Annotated in this window: 17 protein-coding genes and 1 tRNA gene; 7 read left to right on the forward strand and 11 right to left on the reverse strand. The window is 51.7% G+C overall.

Annotated elements, in window-relative coordinates; translation table 11 throughout:
- Window positions 1-9 precede the first annotated feature (9 nt).
- Window positions 10-558 (forward strand): phage baseplate assembly protein V, encoded by a 549-nt coding sequence (locus tag DPQ22_RS08600; RefSeq protein ID WP_150215177.1) that lies wholly within the window; start codon window positions 10-12, stop codon window positions 556-558.
- An 8-nt stretch (window positions 559-566) separates the two neighbouring features.
- Here DPQ22_RS08600 and DPQ22_RS08605 read toward each other — a convergent pair whose 3' ends face one another.
- The gene (locus tag DPQ22_RS08605; protein WP_150215180.1) at window positions 567-872 is read right to left on the reverse strand and encodes a hypothetical protein; all 306 of its coding nucleotides are present in this window, start codon (window positions 870-872) and stop codon (window positions 567-569) included.
- 79 nt (window positions 873-951) lie between these two features.
- Between DPQ22_RS08605 and DPQ22_RS08610 the strand changes: the two genes are divergently transcribed.
- From DPQ22_RS08610 to DPQ22_RS08635, 6 genes are all read left to right on the forward strand, one after another.
- A complete protein-coding gene (locus tag DPQ22_RS08610; RefSeq protein WP_210244030.1) occupies window positions 952-1272 on the forward strand; it encodes a hypothetical protein in 321 nt (106 codons plus the stop codon).
- Window positions 1273-1274: 2 nt separating this feature from the next.
- Window positions 1275-2411 (forward strand): baseplate J/gp47 family protein, encoded by a 1137-nt coding sequence (locus DPQ22_RS08615; protein ID WP_150215184.1) that lies wholly within the window; start codon window positions 1275-1277, stop codon window positions 2409-2411.
- Entirely contained in the window at window positions 2404-3096 is a 693-nt protein-coding gene (locus DPQ22_RS08620) for a phage tail protein I (RefSeq protein ID WP_190323211.1), read from the forward strand. Before DPQ22_RS08615 ends, DPQ22_RS08620 begins: the two co-directional genes overlap by 8 nt.
- The gene (locus DPQ22_RS08625) at window positions 3089-4570 is read left to right on the forward strand and encodes a phage tail protein (protein ID WP_150215187.1); all 1482 of its coding nucleotides are present in this window, start codon (window positions 3089-3091) and stop codon (window positions 4568-4570) included. The genes DPQ22_RS08620 and DPQ22_RS08625 overlap by 8 nt, the downstream gene beginning before the upstream one ends.
- A complete protein-coding gene (locus tag DPQ22_RS08630) occupies window positions 4570-5109 on the forward strand; it encodes a hypothetical protein (protein WP_150215190.1) in 540 nt (179 codons plus the stop codon). Before DPQ22_RS08625 ends, DPQ22_RS08630 begins: the two co-directional genes overlap by 1 nt.
- Window positions 5110-5254: 145 nt before the next feature.
- Window positions 5255-6055: a DNA adenine methylase gene (locus tag DPQ22_RS08635; RefSeq protein ID WP_150215191.1), complete on the forward strand. Its 801-nt coding sequence runs from the start codon at window positions 5255-5257 to the stop codon at window positions 6053-6055.
- Window positions 6056-6192: 137 nt separating this feature from the next.
- On the opposite strand, the gene DPQ22_RS08640 is transcribed toward DPQ22_RS08635, so the two are convergent.
- The 10 genes from DPQ22_RS08640 to cas13a all read right to left on the reverse strand — a co-directional run bounded on the left by DPQ22_RS08640 (window position 6193) and on the right by cas13a (window position 16685).
- A complete protein-coding gene (locus tag DPQ22_RS08640) occupies window positions 6193-6378 on the reverse strand; it encodes a phage protein Gp36 family protein (protein ID WP_150215193.1) in 186 nt (61 codons plus the stop codon).
- Between the two features lie 112 nt (window positions 6379-6490).
- Window positions 6491-6829: an HI1506-related protein gene (locus DPQ22_RS08645; protein ID WP_150215195.1), complete on the reverse strand. Its 339-nt coding sequence runs from the start codon at window positions 6827-6829 to the stop codon at window positions 6491-6493.
- Between the two features lie 93 nt (window positions 6830-6922).
- The gene (locus DPQ22_RS08650) at window positions 6923-7816 is read right to left on the reverse strand and encodes a Mu-like prophage major head subunit gpT family protein (protein WP_150215197.1); all 894 of its coding nucleotides are present in this window, start codon (window positions 7814-7816) and stop codon (window positions 6923-6925) included.
- Between the two features lie 2 nt (window positions 7817-7818).
- Window positions 7819-8226: a hypothetical protein gene (locus DPQ22_RS08655; protein WP_150215199.1), complete on the reverse strand. Its 408-nt coding sequence runs from the start codon at window positions 8224-8226 to the stop codon at window positions 7819-7821.
- Entirely contained in the window at window positions 8226-9266 is a 1041-nt protein-coding gene (locus tag DPQ22_RS08660; RefSeq protein ID WP_190323212.1) for a phage protease, read from the reverse strand. The genes DPQ22_RS08655 and DPQ22_RS08660 overlap by 1 nt, the downstream gene beginning before the upstream one ends.
- A gap of 90 nt (window positions 9267-9356) precedes the next feature.
- The gene (locus DPQ22_RS08665) at window positions 9357-9854 is read right to left on the reverse strand and encodes a phage virion morphogenesis protein (RefSeq protein ID WP_150215204.1); all 498 of its coding nucleotides are present in this window, start codon (window positions 9852-9854) and stop codon (window positions 9357-9359) included.
- A gap of 105 nt (window positions 9855-9959) precedes the next feature.
- Window positions 9960-11105 carry a phage minor head protein gene (locus DPQ22_RS08670; RefSeq protein WP_150215206.1) on the reverse strand — a complete coding sequence of 382 codons (1146 nt, stop codon included), beginning with the start codon at window positions 11103-11105 and terminating at the stop codon, window positions 9960-9962.
- A 5-nt stretch (window positions 11106-11110) separates the two neighbouring features.
- Entirely contained in the window at window positions 11111-11764 is a 654-nt protein-coding gene (locus tag DPQ22_RS08675) for a phage portal protein family protein (protein ID WP_150215208.1), read from the reverse strand.
- 50 nt (window positions 11765-11814) lie between these two features.
- Window positions 11815-11891, reverse strand: a tRNA-Met gene (locus DPQ22_RS08680).
- A gap of 654 nt (window positions 11892-12545) precedes the next feature.
- Window positions 12546-16685, reverse strand: coding sequence for a type VI-A CRISPR-associated RNA-guided ribonuclease Cas13a (gene cas13a / locus DPQ22_RS08685; protein ID WP_150215210.1), 4140 nt, complete (start codon window positions 16683-16685; stop codon window positions 12546-12548).
- Window positions 16686-17804 lie beyond the last annotated feature (1119 nt).

Below are 17804 nucleotides of genomic sequence, written 5' to 3' on the forward strand. Positions count from 1 at the left end.
AAGGGCAAAATGAGGGCGCAGTATAAAAATGGCATTGTGCGCGCGGTGGACGGGGCGCGCGGTCTGGCGCGGGTGGAATTCCCCGATGAAGACGGGGTAGCAAGCTGGTGGCTTTCCGTCAATTCCGGCTTTACCGGTGGCTCTAAAAGCTATGCCATGCCGGAAATTGGCAGTCAGGTCGCTTGCCTGACTGATGAGCGCGGTGAGGAAGGGCTGATAATAGGCGCGATTTACAGCGAGAAAGATTTGCCGCCGAGTGTCGATGCCAATGAAATTGTGCAGATTTTGGCCGGCGGCCGTGAGGAGCGCTATAACAAGACGACTGGCACCATGCTGGTGAAGCAGACAGCGCCGCTGACGCTGGAAATCGGCACGGCTAAAGCGGTGATAGCGCCGGACAGCATTACCTTGAGCGTTGGCGGGGTGAGCCTGACTATCACTGCCGCCGGCGTGGAAATTAAGGGCGGGAAAATCACGCATGACGGCAAAAATATCGGCAGCACGCATAAACATGGCGGTGTGGAAGCCGGCGGTAGCAAAACACAGCCGCCGGAATAGGTTCTGGTTTACAGAGCAATCATTTCTATAGCTGTCCACGGAAGGAAGCGTAAACGCCCATAACCGTTCATTGGCATCTCGCCTTGATGTCTGTGCACTTTATCGGCTGTCATCATAATACCCTTATCATTTGTGGATTTCAGGAGGCCGCGAATACCATTATCAGAGACTGTTGTAACATAGACTTCACGCTCCAAATATGCGCTAAGGTCTGTTATTTGCTGGTTTGTCTCACTCATTGTGCTTTCCTTTTTAACTTCACGGGCATAATGCCCGTTTTTTTGTGCCTTGCGCGCATGCGAGACTGGGCGCATGACGGATAGGCGCACAATCGCAAATATTCATTGGCAAATCAAGCTGGCCCGTGGTGCAGACGCGGCGCCAGCCGGCATTGTGACTGACTATGCCGATATAGAGCAAGAAATACGCACAATCATTATGACGCCGCTTGGCTCTGTGCCGACCAACCCGCTGAAGGGGTGCGATTTGCTGCCGTTGATTGACCTGCCGGGTGAACAGGCAGCACCGCTGGCGGCACAGCGCATTTATGACGCGCTGGCGCTGTGGGTGCAGCGCATAGAGCTAGGCACAGTGAGCGTGCAGCCGGTAGCAGTTCACCATTGGCGGGTTCTTGTGCCATGGCGGGTAAAAGACGATGTGCTGGCCGAATTCCAGACAGCGGAATTTGACATTGATTTTGTGAAGGATATTTAGGCGTGCGCAAGAACGAACTCGGGGCATTCAATCTGGACACATTGCGCGCGCTGCCGCGCCCAAACATTTATGAGCGCGATCCGCTGAAAATAAAAGCACGCATGATTGCTTATTTTGAGCAGCAGACAGGGCGTAAGCTCTATGACGGCCAGGTTGAAATGTATCTGATTGAGACTTGGGCATATGGCTTTTCGCTTGCGATGGAAGAGGCACAGGCGCAGGCAGAACAATATTTGGTTGCCTTTAGCGCCGGCGGCGGGTTGGACGCTTTAGGGGCTAATCGCAGCCTGACGCGTTTGCCGTCCGCGGCGGCGCGAACCACCTTACGCTTTGCTTTACTCCAGCCACAGGCGCGTCCGCTAACCATACCGGCGGATTTTGCCGTCAGAAGTGAGGATAGTGATGTGCAGTTTCTGACGCTGCAAGCTTTGGTAATAGCAGCCGGGCAGCAGCAGGCCGAAGTGCAAGCCGTGGCAGCACAGGCAGGCGCGGCCGGTAATGGTTTTGCTACCGGCAGCCTGACAATTATGACCTCACCTATTGCCGGGCTGGCTGTCGCCAATATCACTGTCTCAAGCGGCGGGGCAGATATAGAGAGTGATGATGCCTACCGCCTGCGGCTGGCCAATGCTTTAGAGCTTGTCTCACAATCCGGGCCGGCAGCCGGCTATCGCGAACGGATTTTTGCTGTCTCGGCGGCGATTGTGGATTGCGCAGTGTTTCGTCCGCAACCCTGCTATATTGACATTTACGCGCTGACAGCCACCGGCACGGCCGGAACTGAGCTAAAGGCGCAGATAGAAGCTGCTCTTGACCCGGAATATGGCAGGCCGATGGGTGATGAGGTTACCATTAAAGATTGTGAGGGCGTGGAGCTTGCCGGCACGCTGACCATACGCGCCTATAGCGGCTTACCCGAAATAGAAAAACAGGCACAAGCGCAGTTGTCCGTAATCACTGATGGCTGGCGGCAAAGCCTTGCCGCCGTAATTGCGCCAAGCGACTTGATTGAAGCGGTCAAGCATATTGGCGGCGTGCTGGACGCACAGATTGACGGTTTGATTTATCAAAAGCTCACAGCGCCGCAATATGTTGCTAAGGCTGACATCACCATTAAAATGGAGATGGTCAATGGCTAAATCGTTGACAGGGCTTAAAACCCGTCTTGATCCAAAAACACTGCCGCCGGTTGTAGCAAACGGCCTGACCGCTGCACTGACAAAGGCCGCAGCCAGACAGCTTGATGAGCCGGATTTCCGCCTTGTGATGGCAGAGTTTATCGACACGGCGCCCAGCGCCAGCCTGCCGGCGCTGGTTCGGGAGCTGTCGCTGGAAGATTTGATTGAGCCGGGCATGCGCGAGGATATAGTGCGCGGCCTGTTAAAGCGCACGGTGGAACTGCATGCTGCCAAAGGCACAGTGGCCGGAGTGCGCGCCGTGCTGGCACTGCTTGGTGCCAAAGCCGATTGGCAGCAATGGTATTTGCAGTCGCCCAAAGGCGAGCCGGGCACGCATAAAGTGGTTGTGTTCCCCGAAAGTGCCGTTTTTAACAATGGTGACCCGATTTTATCGCCGCGGACGGCAGCTTTGGTGCGGCGCGCTATAAGCAATTATAAGCGTAAGAGCCAAGACATCACCATTTATCAGGGACTGACCAATAAAGGCGCGGTTTATCCTGCCTGCGTGGCGGCCAGCAGTCGCAAAATCGCAATTTATGCCCCGCAATTAGGCAATCAGACATATCAAATGCCGTATTTTAGCGGGGCATGGACTGCGGCAATCCGGCGCATACGCATCAATATGAAAGGGTCGTTATATGGCTGACAAACAGCAATATTTTTCCATTTTGACCGATATTGGCCGGTTTAAGATCGCAAAAGCGGCGGCCGATAAAGGCGAAGTCAAAATCACCCATTTTGCCATTGGGGACGGCGGCGGCCAAGAAACCAGCCCGACCCCCGGGCAAAAGGCGTTGGTGCATGAGGTTTGGCGCACACAGGTGGAAAGCGTCAATATTGACGAGAAAAACCCGGCAGCGGTGATTGTTTCGGCACTGATCCCGCGCGATGTCGGCGGTTGGTGGATACGGGAATTCGGCATATTTGACGAGGTCGGCGATATGCTGGCGGTGGTAAAGCCGGCGCCCAATTACAAAGCCACGATTGCTGAAGGGCAGAACGAAGATATTATTTATCAATTTCAGCTCATTATTGGCGAGAATGCCAATATTGTCGTGGTGATTGACCCGTCCAGCCAATATTTGACGCGCGAGGCGGCCGATAAAGTCTATCCGAGCCGGGAAGAAGTGAAAACCGGCTATGTTTCTAAAGATGATTTCGCCGCGGTCGGCAAAGGCTGGGTGAAACACTCGGAATTAAATGCTGCTATAAATGGCGTGAAGGTGATGAACCAGCCCTGGCTGGCTGTGCTGGCGCTGGATTTGCAAGCACCGCCTGCAAGCCCGCATTTAGGTGATGTTTACTTAGTAGCGGCTGGCGGCACAGGTGCATGGGCCGGCAAAGACGGCCAAATTGCCGAATGGCGCGGCGATACTGATAAATGGCGGTTTACTCAACCACTCAATGGCCACGGCATCGGCCTGCCGAACGGCGATGTCTATGTCCGTTTCAACGGCAGCTATCAGCCGTTTAAATATGGGCGGCTTGATAAGGAAAACGCATGGCAGGAAGATAATAGCTTCAAAAAGAAGATTTCGGTTCTGGGAGAAGCAGTATTTGCCTCAAGCGTTTCCATGACGGCACTCGCTGCTGCCGGCACCGCCACTTTTAACGGGCCACTATTGGCAAATGGTGATGTGGCCTTTAACGGCGGCGGGACACGACTTAGCGGCAAGATTGCCGGCAATCTGCCGTTTCATCAAATTATGGTTGCCGATCAAAACAAGCAAGGCGGCGGCGTAAAATTTGTTGATACTAACGGCAATGCGCTTTGCGAAATTTCTTACGATGTCAATCGAGGTGTGCGCATAGGCGTTCAGGGCATTGGTGATGTTTTTTCCATTCAGAGTGACGGCAATATAAAGTCAAAATTCGGCGAACAGATTTTCGGCGCCGGTATGCTTTTAAATAATCTAAAATCTTACATCGATCAATCCGTTGGCGATGCCTATTGGGCGGGTGACTGGAATTACAGGGGCGCGACTATAGACACCGGAGATATGGGCGGTCGCGGCACCATACAATATGTCTCGGGATCAAATGGCTATGAGCAGTTTAGGTTTACAGACTTGTTTATTAGATTGCGCAATGGCGAAGAGCGGAAAATAGGGAGAAGATAATGTTAAATCACGGCGTTTGGTCGGCCGAAAAAACGGCAAAAGGCTATTACAAATATTATAATAAAGAGGGGATAGAATGGTATGATTATTTCAAAGCAGCCGGAAATCAGAGCATCTGGTATCTGGTTATCGATGATGGCAAAATTGTCCTTTGCGAGCAAAATTGGGCTTATGCCCAATGTGCTGATTTACTAGTCATAGGGGTGGACGATATTGCGCCTTATACGGCCGGGGCCGGCGGCACTATTTACGGCTGCCGCGTGGATTTGGAAAGAGGCAAAATCCTGCCTCCCTTGCCGGCAGCATTAACGGCTATGCAAGTCCGGCTTTGGCTGTTGCAAAATGGCAAAACAGACGCCGATGTCCAGGCTGTTATAGCCAGCCTTAAAAGCCCTCTCAAAGAGCAAGCCGAGATAAAATGGCACTATGCTGCGACTTTTGACCGCGATGACCCGTTTATCGCCGATATAGCCGAAACAATGGGTTGGTCTACCGAGTGGCTGGATAATGAGTGGCAAGCCGCGGTGCAAATTATCTGAAAGTCGGCCGGGCAGGCAGTTAAAGCCTGCCAGCGGGGGCAAGCCGACAAGCAAAGCCCCGCCCGATGGTGACTAAGCTTAACCATCGCAGCCGTCAATCACCCCATCGGTGATAGCTGCCGTTTTAAGCATTAGAGGTTATCAAATGATTAACGAAAATATGATTGCTGTCGCCCCGACACAGCCGCCGTCCGCATATTTTGGCGGCAAAATGCGATTGGCAAAACTTATCATCGAGCGGATTGATGCCGTGCCGCATAATGCCTATGCCGAGCCTTTTTTGGGTATGGGCGGCATTTTTCTGCGGCGCGGCAAAAAGCCCGCTAATGAAGTCGTTAATGACATAAGCGGTAATGTGGTAACGCTGTTCCGCGTCCTGCAACGGCACTATCCGTATTTTCTGGATTTCCTCAAATTTCGCCTAACCTCGCGCGCCGAATTTGAGCGTTTGCAAAAGGCAAATCCCGACACTTTGACGGATTTAGAGCGCGCAGCCCGCTTCCTTTATCTGCAACGCACGGCCTATAGCGGTAAGCCTGCCAATGCCAATTTTGCCGTGGACAGATGCGGCCGGGCGCGTTTTAATGTTTTGCGGCTTGAAGCTGTTTTATCGGCGCTGAACGAGCGCCTGGCTGGCGTAGTGATTGAGCAACTGCCCTATGCCGACTTTATCAGCCGTTATGACCGTGAGGGCATGCTGTTTTATCTGGATCCGCCTTATCTTGGAAACGAGCAGTCATATGGTAAGGGCATATTTGCCCGGGAGGATTTTGCCATGCTGGCTGAATTGCTTGCCGGTATAAAGGGGCGGTTTATTATGTCGCTCAATGCTCATGCCGATATTTACAGGCTTTTTAGTGGCTTCCGCATTGAGACTGTAGATGTGCGCTATTCCACTGGCATTAAACATCAGGACGCCAAGGAAGTGCTGATAAGCAACGGATAGCTTGAGCAGGCGTCAGATTGGCTGTTGCAACCGGTTATCTCTGACACCCGGCATACTATATCTAGTAGTGTGGGAATTTTGAGCGTGGCGCGTTTTTGTCAAAAGTTATCTGTTTTTTTGACAAAAATTTCAGCGCGCTACAGTTGCACGGGAACCAGATAACGGCCCCGCAAATAGCTGTCGATCATTGCGCTGGCATCATTGAGGGCGAATTCCACCCTGGCGGAATTCACTTCTTCCGTTTCGCGATCTTCGATCTGCGACAGGCGGATAATTTCCGTGTCGCCAAAACGCGCAATCATCGCTGCCGTATTGCCATACATTATTGCTGCTCTCGTCCTGCCGATAAAATCAAATTCAAAGGGCCTTCAAACGCGCTGGGTGCGTTTTTATTTCATTTAGCCAGACATGCCTGCCCGGCGGCGGTAAAAACGCTTACGCGCCTTTATTTTCATCTCCGCCTGCCGGTTCGGCGGCAGGGGTGATCTCGCTGCCGTTTTCTGTCTCATTATCATCAGCCGAACCGCTATTTTCATTGGCTGCTTCGTCAGCCGGTTTTTGCTCCTGTTGTTCCGGCCGGCTAAAAAACTGAATAACCAGATTAGGCTCTGCTTTGAGAGAAGCTATTTGCGCCTTGCTAAAATGGCACAGCGGGTATTCTTCTGTGCCAAAATGCGCCTGGCCGGCGCGGCGAAAGCCTTCAATTTTTGCCGTGATGCGGATAATCTGCGCTGTCTTCGCTTTGTTTTGGCTTTTTTGCGCCTGTTTGGCCATTTATCAATCCTCTTTGTTTTTTGGGTTGGCGGCCGCCGGCCGGCTGACAGGCCGCAGCCGCCAAAAAGTTTGCAGATGTGAGGTCTGCCCTCATCAGCCCAGCAGCGGGATAACCACGATTTCGGCCGAGCCGCGCCAAATATTGGAATTCCCGCTATCAATCAGTTCGGCATTGAGCAGCTTGCGCGCTGCCCCTTCAAGCTGCGGCGGCACCAGCAATTTGGTCGGGCGGATATTGATCACCTGCCCGTTGCGCTTGCGGATTGTCGTCATCGCCGTGCGCGCTTTTGCATAAGCTTCCGGCGTTAAAGCCTCATTTGACTTATAAGCGAGCTGCCACAGCCCAAAGCCGGCATTGCAGCGCCCGTCCACGCCGTAAAGATATTCGCTCTTCATAAAGACATTATCATCTTCTTCGCTGTCTTTACTGACCAGTTTGAACGGTTTCCGCTCCTGGTAGATCATCGGCTTGATGACCTTTGTATCGTCAATCAGATACCAGCTCGGCTGTGAGCCGGCGGCGAAATTGGAAACCGAGGCTTCCTGCCCATTCTCCCCATAGCCGGGGTGATCTGTATCGAAGAAGCTTTGCCCATCATAACAGAGGGTTTTATCGCCATTTTTAAAAAGCGGGAAAATCAACTGATCAGGGAAACTGGCAGCGTCCTGTGCCAGTTGCGCCACGGCCGTTGAGAAAAAGCCTAACTGGTCATCTTCGATATTATCGCGCGACAGGCCGATAGTATTTTCAAATTTGCGGTTTTTGATTGTATAAGTGGAGGCCGACAGGCTGTTAACCGCCCTGTCACCCAGCCATTCGCGTATGCCTGGCAAATCATCAAGGCGCGGATATTCATTCGCCGCCGTGGTGCTTTTTACAGTCATGGCGATTTTTTGATAATCAGTCGGCGTTGCCTCAAACTGCTTGTTAAAAGTCGTCAGCGTAGCTGTGAAAATGCTTTTGAGGTTTGATCCGTTAATATCCATTATTATGCTCCAAGGTTCACGACAGCGCGGACAGCGCCGCCCTGAATAGTGGTCTGGCCGATCAGCTTGCCAATGCGCGTGCCGCCGCTGCTATCCTTGATTTTTGTGGCATCATCATCGGCGGCAAAAATATCCTTGCCGATAGAGGCGGCAGCAAAAACCACCGGGAAGGCCCGCACATCGCGCTGCACCATTACAATAGCGCCGGCATCTGCGCCGTCCCGATTATCGACATGCTCCACCGCAATGCCGGCAAAGCAAACCGAGCTGCTGCCAAGCGGCACGGCAAAGCCGGCGGCATTAAGGCCGACAAGCGCGCGGCCATAAATGCGCGCCCCGGCGGCAACCGGATAGCCAAAGCCGGTGCCAGGCAGAATTTGAGGGATTTCAATGTCGCGTGTGGCGGCCATCAGAGCGTCTCCTGTGTTTTCTTGGTTTTGGCAAAATCTTCCGCCGAAACGCTCATCATTTCGGCAATTTTTTTATCATCACCTGACAGGCTGGCCGCATTTTGCGGCTGGTGCCCGGCAAGCCCACCGGCATTGATACTGGTGAGGGCGTGGATTTCCTTTTCAACAGCGGCAGCATCTGCCATATGGCGGGCAATATAATGCTCTTTCAGCGCCGGCACGATTTTGCCTTCCTTAAGGGCGGCATTGACAAACAGCTCGGCCTTTTCCTGTTTTTGCGCCTTGGTGAGGGCGGTGAGCTGACTGTTCAATTCAGCCACCGTCTTCTCCAGCCCGGTTTTGCCGGCAGAGGCTGTCTGGGCGGCGGCCAGCTTTTCGGTTAAGGCGGCTATTGCTGCCTTTTCATCAGCCGCTTCACCCAGCCCGGCCAGTTTTTGCAGGCTGCTCAAAAGCTCTTTATGCACCGTTTGAGCGGCGTTCAAAGCCTTGATAGCAGCCAGCGCTTTGTCAGCGCCGCTATCTTCCGAAAGGCCCAAAGCGGCCATAAGCTCCTTATTCATCTGTCTGCTCCTTGCACGAAAAGATTGTAACTGCGTGAGTGCCGGATTGTTAGTCAGCGCCGCACGATCAATAGCGACAACGCGCGATAGCGGCTGCTCCACGGTGCCTTCTGGCAAGCACCTGATTACCGGCGAGATAAAGCCATATGCTTTATCTGCCAGCAGCTCTTTGCCGGCATTTGTCCATTCTACCCGCCCCCAAATGCCGCTATCGCGCGCTTCAAGAGCAATAATCCAGCCATAAGCGCGGCCGTCACCACAAAAAGGGGAGGAATCAATGCCGTGGTCTAAATCAATAGGGAGTTTTTTATTGGTCAGGCCGGTAAAAGACGCCAGAATAGCAGCCGTATCGCACTGAAACGGGCCACGCCCATCTATAGCAGTAAAAATACCGGCCGGTACCAGATGTATCCAATCAGCGGCACCCGCGCCTGATTGGTCAAGGCTCATAAGCGTGATTATTTGGCTTGGCTGCGGCATTGGCGAAAACTCCATTGCCGCATAATAGCAGGGGGCAATGGCGCTCCCTATCCGCGCCGCCGCGCGCATAAAGCCGGATTTTTCGCTTATTTAAGAGGAAGAAAGCAGCCTTTGCAGACGGGTAAAGATGATATTAGCCATCATTTCTCTATCGTCTTCTTCGACTGTCAAAAACGGCCGGGCAGGCATAGTGGTAACCGATTGGCTCGTGTAAGTGCGGTCATCGCGCAGATCGTGCCAACTATGTTGCTTTTTAATCGTGCCGCCCAGTTGATGGATAGCAGCGTAAACGCGATTCGTGCCAATGTAAACATAGCCATTGCCGGGGGCAGAGGTCAGACTGGATCGCAGCATACCGCTTTCCACCATCATGCGGGCATTGCGCTTTTGTGCCCTATAAGCAGGGTTAAGCGGCGCCCAGCGGCTCTCCAGCACCCCGGTTTTAAGCCTTTTTTGGATATTGCCGGTCAGGCCGACACCAATAATACGCATAATTGGCGTTGTGTCGCCCAGCGCGCGCTGCAACCTCTGGAAATCCGCCAGCAGCCGTTTATCATCAACATTAACTTTTATGCTCACGCCGGCCATTTGACTTTTTCCTTATGTGCACTTATATTATCGAAGCGCGGCGAGCCAAACGGATAACCATTGCTCTTGCGATGTGGGGTGTGCATAGCCGACCTCCCCGCCGCGTTATTTCCTTTTTTTTACAATATTCCTGCCGCGTCTTTCTAGCTGGCGGCGTTTTGAGCCGTGCGTGTAATGCACGGTTGTTGTATATATTTCTCCCTTACTTGTTTTTTTGAACCCTATTTGCCACATTTTCCCGTCATATTCGACGAGAGCGCTTACCCGCTTTTGGTCGTCAATGTAAAAATCCCCTTCAGAAACTGCATATTCCACTATTTCCGAATAGGCTTTCGGCGTTGCTTCCGGGTGATAGCTATGCCGCTGTATTGTATCGGCCGAGAGCCTGATTTCCGTTCTGGTCGGCACGGCAAAGGCATCGGCCAGCTCGGCCGGGGCAATGGCGGCAGGAATATGGGTGTGCGGGTTTGAAAGCGCCCCGCGCATGGCTGCCCCGGCAAAGCGCTCTATCACCCCCGGAGCCGCCGCCACTGTTTCATCGCCCGGCGCAGTGCGAGAGAGCCAGGCTTTGCCAGCATTATATTCGAAACCCGGATCAATGCCTTCCGGCACTTCTACAATTTTGCCGCCCGCTTTTTTGGGCACATAATTGAGGCTGGGCGCTTTATCCCATGTTTTTTTGCCGGCGCGGGCCAAGCCGTCCATAGATACCGGCGTCACAAAGCAGCCGCAGCGCCAGCCATTGGGCGGGTAATTACTGTCCCAGAAGGGATCATCGGCTTTAAGCTGCAAGCCGTCCCAAGCCAAATGGTTGAGGCGTGGGTGCAGGCTGCCCGAGTGGTGATATTGCCAGCCGGGGAAATAATCCAGCACATCAGGATCGGTGAGCTGGGCATAGCGGCCGGCGGCATAGGCGGTGCGCAAATTCGTGTCGTAAATGATCTCCTGCCGCCAGGCGCGGCCGGCTTTGCTGCCTTCGCCTGTCCAGCCGCTCCAGCCGTTTTTGGCGACAATGGCATCAAAATCCTTGCGGAATTCTGATAATGTCGTGCCTTTTTCAAGCGCTTTTAAAATTGCTGTTTGGAAATCCGCCACCAGCGCATCTGTCGCCGCGCCCGCTACCATAAAGGTGCGGCTATGCACTTGGGCATAGACATCTGTCCAAGTTTTGGTGGTAACCTTGGCTTTTTCTCTGAAGAAGCGGATTGCCTGTTCAAAGGGTAAATCAAGGGCGGAAACAGTGTCGGTCATTGCGGCTATTTCTGCCTTTTTATATCGTCAATCATCGCCGCCTGGCCGGCCAGATGCGCCAGCGCCATGCTTTGCGCCATGGCATTAGACAGCTCGGCCGGCGATAATGGCAAAGCAGCCAGCCTGTCGGCGGCATCAGCTAAATCCGTTGCCGTTAACAGCACTTGTCTTACCTCTTCCGTCAGCCCGGACATGGCGGCGGCAGTATCGTTCTCTGCCTTCTCTGTCAGTTTTTGGATAAGCTCATCGCTCTCTGCGTCCTGCCTTTGCTGCCGGTTATTGAGCATTTGCGCAGCATTGAGCGCCGGCGAGCGGGCAAAACCTTGCGCCGGCGCCGGCCGGCCGCCGACCAGCTCTGCCCCCTTGGCCGGGTCAGGCGCGCCGATCTGATCACGCAGCCAGCTTGCCTCAACCGTAAAGCCTTGCGGCCCCAGTTTTTCCACTGCATTGATTATTTTATCAAGATCAAGGGCATCAGGCCGGCCTATGGAGATTGTCGGGTATTCTTCTTGCGGCCCAAAATTAAAGGCGATAATATTGGGGATAAGCTGGGCATTGAGCGTGGCGCCGAGGATTTCGGCATCTGACCACTCAATATCTTCCTGAACCAAGCGATGTTCTTTCGCCACCGCATGGCCACCGGAAACAGCAGCTTTCAGGCAACAAAAAACCGCCCTGACGGCGGCTCCAGCTTTTTATATAAAAAGATTGGTTGCGGGGGCAGGATTTGAACCTGCGGCCTTCAGGTTATGAGCCTGACGAGCTACCGGGCTGCTCCACCCCGCGCCAAGCGCCTTACACGGCGCAGGTTACGCATCTAGCATAATCATACACAGAAAGCAAATAATCTTGCAGAAATTTCCAAACTTATTTTTTAAATATCTTTTTACGGAAGACACTAAGCCGCTTTTTCAATACCCTGAGAGACTGCCTAATACAAGTGAACCAGCCTTATAATAGTCTTAGACGGAGTAAAATTTTGAGCCTTTCCACTTTTCCTTAACTCAGCCGGGCGGCAGCAGAATGGCGGCACAGGCGGCTTATGCACCGCCGGCTTGAAACTACGCCACATATACGCTCCCCACTTTCACCGGCCATAAGCCGGTATCCTCCCGCCTGCCATTTTTATCTCTCAAGACAACAAGATTGCAATAGAGGTTTAGCAAATCGTAAATTTTATAGGGGGAACACACGCCAAACAAACAGGATAAGCGCATAAAACAGGGCAAACAGGGCAGCGCTGTCGCTTCTTATCGCCGGCAATGTGCCATTTTCCAGAGAGTCGAAGAAAACGGCAACGCGCCTTCAGGCATGCCTGTCTAACCTGCCTTGCAGGAGGCCGAAAAAGGGGGCACGGCAGCCCCCTTAATATTAAAGCATAATAAAATCACCGATTTTATCTGGATAATATCAGTTTTTTGTGCTTTTTCCTGACAGAAATTACCCTTGAAACAGGGCTTCAACCATAGAAATATAGCTATCCCCATGGCGCCGCTCGACTATCGCTTCTTTTTCCGGCCTGCCGTTTTTGCCGATAAGCGGCTTACCGTCTTTACCCTTTTTATCCACCAGCTTTGCCCCGCCCAAATGCTCAAGCTGTTTTGCTTTCACCTTTGCGCTATGCAGCTCGTGCGCTTTATCCATTTCCCAGCGCAACTCCAGCCCTTCTCGATCCAACAATTCAATAACAGATTTCGCAACAGCATTTTTCAGCTTGCGATCATAGGCCATAAGCTGTCGCGCTTTATTGACCCCGGCGGTCAGATTAACCGGCAGGTTTTTCTCTTCCAATAGCGCCAAATGGGCAAAGCGATTGCGAATCCAAACCTTATAATCCGCCCTTTTTAAACGCTCATTACTTTCTCTAAAGCAGAGTTTATATTTTTTACCGTCTCTTTCCTCATAAGAAGTATCTGCACCTGTAATAGAAAAAAGTTCAGCGATTTTATCGCTAATCTTCTTATTTTCCGCCGTCAATTTACAAAAAGCTTCAATAATTTGCCCTTCTGTGAGCAAATTAACACCATGGGCATTGGGTTTTTTGATAGTTTCTCCATTTACATCTTTGTTTTCTTTATCTTTCAAGGCTGGAGAAAATTGCTTTCCAAGAGGCGTTTTTCTATCTTTAGCTTTATCCGTCTCTTGCTCCGCTTCTTCTTGCGGTTCAGGAGCTAAATCCCCGTATTCTTCATGCAACAAAGCCAGCAGGGTGAAATATAAATCGCGCTCAACCAGGCCAGAAAAGTCAACCAGCCGCCCCAGCACATTCATCAGCAGGCGGTGCAGCCGCACATGATTTTGCAGCGTGACTTCCGCCGTTAAGCGCTGGTGATCGCCTATCTGCTGCACCAGCTCCTTATAGAGCTGCCCGTTTTCCCGCTCCCATTGTTTTTTATTTTTTGCATCGACCCATTCTTCATGCAGATCCGCCCGCTTTTTTTGCGCCTTGGCAATTTCCTTTTTCAGTTCCTTACGTTTTCGCTCCCGCTCTTCCTGCTCATCTTCCGCACCCGGAAACAGCTCTTTTACCGAATCACGCCGCACTTTATAGGCGTCTGTATCTTTAGCGGACAGCCAAGCTAAAACCTTGCTGCCGAAGCGTTGCATTTCCCGCAAATCGCGGAAGGCCTGTGGGCTATCCTGCCCTTCCTGTTTCGGGAAGACGGTATCAAAATCTTTAGGCTCCTTATAATAATCCGCATAATCCTGCTTCAGCAATTCTGAAAGCTGGCCGTCCTCTCCCTTCCCCGCCACCATAAATTGCGCATCATGCATAAAAATATAGAGATCCAGCACTTGCACAAGCTGCGCCGCAATTTCCTGCTCGCTACCATGCTGCAAATGCGGACGGTTTTCGTCAGCCACTGCGCCGCGGCCTTCCGGTTTTTGCACAATAATCTGATATTTGCGGATTTGCTGGCGCAGGCTGGAAACTTCTTCCACCGGCATTAAGTGCAAGAGAAAATAGAGCGCAGCCTGCCATAGTTGCGGCGCGGCTTTCTCCGGCACATTATCCAACTGTTTATGCACATCAATGCTCGGATTTTCTGTCTTCTTGCGCTGTGGAATTTCCAGCACAAAGGCAAGGCTTTTCTTTTGCCCCTCATCTTCAACTTGCAGATAATCCGCCAGCGCCAGCGCGACAACATCGCATTTCAAATCTTCAATATAGCCCGCCTGCTCCCGTGCTTTAGCGCCATTGCTTTCATGACCGTTCTGCACGCGCATTTCTGTCGCCGTGGCCGCTGTAAGCTGATAGAAAAATGTCTCGATAGTATCGCCGGGCTGCAATCTATAAAGCCCGTCATTTCTCGAAACGGTAAGCAGCAGCTCTTCCGCCGATTTCGGCTCGCCTTTAGCGTTTTTCCCGTTCAGATGGCGCGCTGCCCCGGTGGCGCGGCCAATGGCTTTATCAATATATTTCTGCACCTCTTTATAAGGGAGCGCATCAAGCCAGGCTTTAAAAGCGCCGTCATAGAGCAATTTTAAAACCGCCCATTGGCAATTTGCCGCTTCGCCTGCCTCACCCTCGCGATTTTGCGCCGGCACATAATCGGGCAGCGCAATTTCCGGCAGCAGCTTGCCGCTGCTGTCCTTCCCCTGTTTAACGCCTTTCCACGCCTTTTCGGCGCGCTCCAGCACGCGGCGCAAACGCGGCAAAGGTAACAGCCTGCTATTGCCGGCGGCAATCTTTTGCCATAAAAAGCGTATATCCGCCCCGCCCAGATAATAAGCGAGCTGGATATTTTCCAAGCGGTCTTTCAACCGCTCCTGATATTTCTGCCGGTGCTGCCGGTAACGCTCTGCCAAAACCGGACAAACGGCCTTTATTATGTTATTTTCTGCTTCTTTCTTGGCCTTTTCTTCTTCTCTCTCGTTTCCCTTTATCTCACGTAATTTTCCCTCCTGCTGCAAGGCTTCAACAAAGCTGCCCATGCCTTTAAAATGGAAAGCGGCATTGCGCAAATCCGTCAGAGACTTCAAAGCAAAACAGCACCAGTCCCGCTGCGCTAGTGACGGCTTTTTATCGCTTTTATCTCCATCATCGGCAAAGAGCAGGTTATATTTCTGCTCCGCTTTAACCGCATTAAATCTATCCGCCGATAAAGCCTCATTTTTGGCAAAGAGAATATCGCCGGCAATGTTATTATTGGGGTCGACCCAATCCTTCACCGTGCGGGCGGCAAAAGCCAGCGCGCGGCGCCAGACGCGAACAAAAGCCTCATTTTGCTTAATCTCTGTCTGCCCGGCGCTGCCCCAATAGCGGCTATTCTCCACTTCCTCGGCTTTTGGCCAATATTGGGCAATAAAAGCCGGTTTGTCGCCGGCGAAATCCGCCTTGCCGGCTTCATCGGCACGCGCTTTATCTGCCGCCGTGTAATGGATAATTTTGCCCAGGCGGATAAGGTGGTTTATGTCGCGATTCTTCCGCCGGTTGCGCAGCAAAGCAAAAAGCTTGTCATCATTGTCCGGCAGCAGCCTTTCCAGCCGCTCACAAACAAGCTCTTTCAGCTTGTCTTTGGCGTTTTCCCCTTGCACAAGCGGCTTTTGCTTATCAACAAAAAGCGGTTTGCCCTTCAGCCTTTGTTTATAGCTTTCCTTCACCGCATTATGCACCGCCAGCAAAGCTTTATCCGCCTCTTGCGCTTCGGCATATTTCTTCGCTTCGCCAAAAATAACCGGCCAGACGGCGCGCAATTCACCGACAGCAATATTATAGGCCGGTTCTTTATCCGCCTTTTCCTGCTCAGCGAGGATAGCCTGCCTGATACGCGCGGCAAGATTATCGCCGCCCGTATGAGAGCGCAATTTGTCGCGATAGCGATCTATATCCTGCTTAAAAAAATCCGTATTGGCCAAAACCCGGCGCGGCTGCAACACATTGGCGGCAATAGCTTTCGCCCTGTCGGCAATCAAACCTTCCGACTTCAGCCTCTTATCCTGATTTGAGTGCTGTTTATGCCCGTAGCGCGCCCGGTCAGCGCCCGCTTTATGCGGTGGAACAATTTTATAAGCCCGCTGATATAAATGCCGGTATATTTCAACGACAATAGTTTCAGCCTCATTCGGGCCAATATCCTGCCATTGTCTCGAGCCGACAAACAGCTTGTAAAGCCGGCCTTTAGGGAAATCTTCCCGCCTCCCCTGTTTGGCCGCTGCCGCGCTAATTTTATTATCCCAATAATCCTTGAGTTTCTGCTTTTCCGCTTCCGTTATATCTTGCGGAAATAATTGCTCAACGCCCAAATATTCCCAAACCGCTTGCCCTAAAACGGCCCTGACATCGCGGATTTTCTGTTTTTCCTTATTTTCTCTCTCCAGCCTTTCCCTTTTCCGGGCATCGGCAATATTATTATTCACTGCTCTATCAGCCGCCGGCTTGGCAATAATTTTATCAATAATAGAAAGCCATTGCCGTAAAATGGGCTCGCCCTGCGATAACAGTGCAGCGATTGTCTGCACATTTTCCTGACCGTTACTTGCCGCTTTATTGTTAAGCGTAGCTTTGCTTATTGCTATTTCCCGTTTACGAGTTTCTTTTTGAACGACGGATCGGCCGTAAGGTTTTATAATTTTCATATGTCACCTGTAATTATTGGGGGCTTTTACGCAGAAAATATAGGCGGAAACAGCTCTTCAAGATTGCCTCATAATAATACATTATTTTTGCAATTTCCATAAATTTTTTCAGGTTTATTATTTGCATTTTTTTGGATTTCTTGCTGTAGCAGGGATCCGATGGGAGTATTTTTCAGACAAAATTGCATTGACGTATTGGCGACATTACTGGCGGTTGGCGGCGATTTGCGGGGGGAAGGGACGAGCGGCGGTTTGGCGGACAGTTCCGGTATGCTGTGCCTTTTTTCTTCTGCCTGCCTCCGTTAGAGCTTTTTTCCGGCAAAAGCTGAGCTGCCGCGCGGGTTAGCGTTTCAGCAGGAGCATTTTCAGCTTAATATGCTTCATTTACAATAGGTTCGCCCAGTTTCTCGGGTTGAAGATGGTTTACCTTACCAGCAGCTTTCCCTTCTGCCTGCCTGGGCGATTGCCGGGTCGCCGTGCCTGGGGCTGTCAATGCCGGCCGATTAACAAAAAGCCCTGTTTTTGGCCGGCGGGCGAGGTGTGGATTTTGGGATATTTTGCGTAAGGAAAGGCAGATAACAGAGAGATATTTTGCTGTTTTAAAGGCGATAGCTATCCGATAAAAAGGCCCCGCTTTTAGCCGGGCTTTTATCTATGGGGCCTTCTGGTTTTTATCGGGCGGATCTGCATGCGCAGGCGAGAAGCCGCCGCAGACGCATATTTTGCCTTGTAAAAAGAAGGGATTTTTGTGCGAGATAAGTAAGGAGAAGCTGTTATAGCCGATGGCAAGGCTTTTTATCTATCTGGTTAAGCATATTGATAATAAAGCGCCTATTGGCTTTCAGGATTGTGAGCTATTTTTGCGGTCTGGCGCCAATAGTTTTGTGCCTAAGGATAGTTTGCAAACTATTTGCAGTTTTTTTTGCTGGATCGCTTTGGCGCGCGAACGGCGGCTCCGGCTCTGTCCGGCATTTTGCGCCTGAGGCATTATGAGCCGCCTGCAAAGTGGTTATGCTTTTATTTTAGGGAGATTTTATGTAAAGGAAGAATGCGCAGAGGAGAGTGAGGAGGTGAGAGTTTATGTAATGTATTTGGCAGATCCGGCAGCGCCCTGATCTC

Source organism: Candidatus Tokpelaia sp., from assembly GCF_008636115.1.
Lineage (GTDB): Bacteria > Pseudomonadota > Alphaproteobacteria > Rhizobiales > Rhizobiaceae > QLZD01.

Bases quoted from the DNA above. Each gene is read 5' to 3' on its own strand.
- DPQ22_RS08655 (WP_150215199.1), bottom strand. From the start codon at position 8,226: ATGGCCGCCACACGCGACATTGAAATCCCTCAAATTCTGCCTGGCACC.
- DPQ22_RS08670 (WP_150215206.1), bottom strand. From the start codon at position 11,105: ATGACCGACACTGTTTCCGCCCTTGATTTACCCTTTGAACAGGCAATC.
- DPQ22_RS08625 (WP_150215187.1), top strand. From the start codon at position 3,089: ATGGCTGACAAACAGCAATATTTTTCCATTTTGACCGATATTGGCCGG.
- DPQ22_RS08630 (WP_150215190.1), top strand. From the start codon at position 4,570: ATGTTAAATCACGGCGTTTGGTCGGCCGAAAAAACGGCAAAAGGCTAT.
- DPQ22_RS08605 (WP_150215180.1), bottom strand. From the start codon at position 872: ATGCGCCCAGTCTCGCATGCGCGCAAGGCACAAAAAAACGGGCATTAT.
- cas13a (WP_150215210.1), bottom strand. From the start codon at position 16,685: ATGAAAATTATAAAACCTTACGGCCGATCCGTCGTTCAAAAAGAAACT.
- DPQ22_RS08645 (WP_150215195.1), bottom strand. From the start codon at position 6,829: ATGGCCAAACAGGCGCAAAAAAGCCAAAACAAAGCGAAGACAGCGCAG.
- DPQ22_RS08650 (WP_150215197.1), bottom strand. From the start codon at position 7,816: ATGGATATTAACGGATCAAACCTCAAAAGCATTTTCACAGCTACGCTG.
- DPQ22_RS08660 (WP_190323212.1), bottom strand. From the start codon at position 9,266: ATGCCGCAGCCAAGCCAAATAATCACGCTTATGAGCCTTGACCAATCA.
- DPQ22_RS08620 (WP_190323211.1), top strand. From the start codon at position 2,404: ATGGCTAAATCGTTGACAGGGCTTAAAACCCGTCTTGATCCAAAAACA.
- DPQ22_RS08665 (WP_150215204.1), bottom strand. From the start codon at position 9,854: ATGGCCGGCGTGAGCATAAAAGTTAATGTTGATGATAAACGGCTGCTG.
- DPQ22_RS08635 (WP_150215191.1), top strand. From the start codon at position 5,255: ATGATTAACGAAAATATGATTGCTGTCGCCCCGACACAGCCGCCGTCC.
- DPQ22_RS08640 (WP_150215193.1), bottom strand. From the start codon at position 6,378: ATGTATGGCAATACGGCAGCGATGATTGCGCGTTTTGGCGACACGGAA.
- DPQ22_RS08600 (WP_150215177.1), top strand. From the start codon at position 10: ATGAGGGCGCAGTATAAAAATGGCATTGTGCGCGCGGTGGACGGGGCG.